This window comes from Bilophila sp. 4_1_30, assembly GCF_000224655.1.
GTDB lineage: Bacteria > Desulfobacterota > Desulfovibrionia > Desulfovibrionales > Desulfovibrionaceae > Bilophila > Bilophila wadsworthia.
In genome coordinates this window covers 1-960 of record NZ_JH114270.1, presented here as the reverse complement: position 1 = coordinate 960, position 960 = coordinate 1, and the positions used below count along the sequence as shown (strand labels likewise).

The following is a 960-nucleotide window of genomic DNA, read 5'->3' as shown; positions in this document are numbered from 1 at the left end:
GCCCACGGCACACAAAGGCCACGACACAAGACCGGGGGCACGGACGCGCTCACTCCTGCGGATATCGGTGCTGTCCCGACGACCATTCAGGTTATCGCCGGAACCGGGCTCTCCGGAGGCGGTTCACTTACGGAGAACCGGACGTTGGCAGTCACCTATGGCACGGCTACGGGCACGGCTTGTCAGGGAAACGACGCTCGTCTGAGCAATGCCCGGACGCCCACGGCACACAAGACCACACACAAGACCGGGGGCACGGATGCGCTCACCCCTGCGGATATCGGTGCTGTCCCGACGACCATTCAGGTCATCGCCGGAACCGGGCTCTCCGGAGGCGGTTCGCTTGCGGCGAATCGGACGCTGACGGTCAAGTACGGCACTGGTGCGGGTACGGCGTGTCAAGGGAACGACGCCCGCGTGACAGCTTCAGAAGCCTTCCGGCTTTCCATGATCGGCGTCCCACGCTACTGGCGCTCCACGACCCTGCCCGTCGGACACGTCTGGGCGAACGGCGACCTCGCGCTGTTCGCGGACTGGCCCGAACTGAAAAAGATATACGATGCCGGAGGGTTCGCAGGGATGTTGCTGGCGTATAACGCGAACTCCGCCACCATCGCTGCTAACCTCGGAAAATGGCGACCAAATGCCGCTAACCCTACGGGATTATACGTTCCTAACCTAAGCGAACAGTTTTTCCGAGCTTGGTCGGGGAGCGGGAACGCGGGCGGGTACAACGCGCCGGGGATTCCTAACATCACGGGCGCTTGGTCCGGATGGAACATTATGTCAATCGAAGGTGGTGGCCCCTCTGGAGCCTTTCAGTCACACTGGGAACCTAATGGGACTGTCGCTTTGGAAACGAAGACTGCTGGAGTCTGGGGATAATCTGATCATCGATGCCTCCAATTCTAACCCTGTCTACGGATCATCACAAACCGTCATGCCTGCGTAGCATTGATG

Annotated in this window: 1 pseudogene; it reads left to right on the top strand. The window is 60.6% G+C overall.

Annotated elements, in window-relative coordinates:
* Nucleotides 1-885, top strand: a pseudogene (locus tag HMPREF0178_RS20085) (hypothetical protein); the annotation flags it as partial.
* Nucleotides 886-960 lie beyond the last annotated feature (75 nt).